Genomic DNA, 1613 nt, shown 5'->3' on the forward strand with positions numbered 1-1613 from the left:
CCGCAGAACAGACGCCTGCGCAATGGGCAACACTGACAACCACCACCACACCCATGCAGGCACAGCAGCAATCATTAGCAGCTCCTTAGAAAGGAGGTGATCCAGCCGCACCTTCCGGTACGGCTACCTTGTTACGACTTAGTCCCAATCGCCGGTCCCACCTTCGACGGCTCCCCCCACAAGGGTTAGGCCACCGGCTTCGGGTGTTACCAACTTTCGTGACTTGACGGGCGGTGTGTACAAGGCCCGGGAACGTATTCACCGCAGCGTTGCTGATCTGCGATTACTAGCGACTCCGACTTCATGGGGTCGAGTTGCAGACCCCAATCCGAACTGAGACCGGCTTTTTGGGATTAGCTCCACCTCACAGTATCGCAACCCTTTGTACCGGCCATTGTAGCATGCGTGAAGCCCAAGACATAAGGGGCATGATGATTTGACGTCGTCCCCACCTTCCTCCGAGTTGACCCCGGCAGTCTCCTATGAGTCCCCGCCATAACGCGCTGGCAACATAGAACGAGGGTTGCGCTCGTTGCGGGACTTAACCCAACATCTCACGACACGAGCTGACGACAACCATGCACCACCTGTAAACCGACCGCAAGCGGGGCACCTGTTTCCAGGTATTACCGGTTCATGTCAAGCCTTGGTAAGGTTCTTCGCGTTGCATCGAATTAATCCGCATGCTCCGCCGCTTGTGCGGGCCCCCGTCAATTCCTTTGAGTTTTAGCCTTGCGGCCGTACTCCCCAGGCGGGGCACTTAATGCGTTAGCTACGGCGCGGAAAACGTGGAATGTCCCCCACACCTAGTGCCCAACGTTTACGGCATGGACTACCAGGGTATCTAATCCTGTTCGCTCCCCATGCTTTCGCTCCTCAGCGTCAGTTACAGCCCAGAGACCTGCCTTCGCCATCGGTGTTCCTCCTGATATCTGCGCATTTCACCGCTACACCAGGAATTCCAGTCTCCCCTACTGCACTCTAGTCTGCCCGTACCCACTGCAGAACCGGAGTTGAGCCCCGGTCTTTCACAGCAGACGCGACAAACCGCCTACGAGCTCTTTACGCCCAATAATTCCGGATAACGCTTGCGCCCTACGTATTACCGCGGCTGCTGGCACGTAGTTAGCCGGCGCTTCTTCTGCAGGTACCGTCACTTTCGCTTCTTCCCTACTGAAAGAGGTTTACAACCCGAAGGCCGTCATCCCTCACGCGGCGTCGCTGCATCAGGCTTGCGCCCATTGTGCAATATTCCCCACTGCTGCCTCCCGTAGGAGTCTGGGCCGTGTCTCAGTCCCAGTGTGGCCGGTCACCCTCTCAGGCCGGCTACCCGTCGTCGCCTTGGTAGGCCATTACCCCACCAACAAGCTGATAGGCCGCGAGTCCATCCAAAACCACAAAAGCTTTCCACCACCATGACATGCGCCAGATGGTCGTATCCGGTATTAGACCCAGTTTCCCAGGCTTATCCCAGAGTCAAGGGCAGGTTACTCACGTGTTACTCACCCGTTCGCCACTAATCCACCCAGCAAGCTGGGCATCATCGTTCGACTTGCATGTGTTAAGCACGCCGCCAGCGTTCATCCTGAGCCAGGATCAAACTCTCCGTTGAA

Annotated in this window: 1 rRNA gene; it reads right to left on the reverse strand. The window is 57.0% G+C overall.

The features are described from left to right. Positions 1 to 89: 89 nt before the first annotated feature. Positions 90 to 1612, reverse strand: a 16S ribosomal RNA gene (locus tag BMY91_RS22875). Position 1613: the final 1 nt, after the last annotated feature.

This window comes from Arthrobacter sp. yr096 (genome assembly GCF_900108925.1).
Lineage (GTDB): Bacteria > Actinomycetota > Actinomycetes > Actinomycetales > Micrococcaceae > Arthrobacter.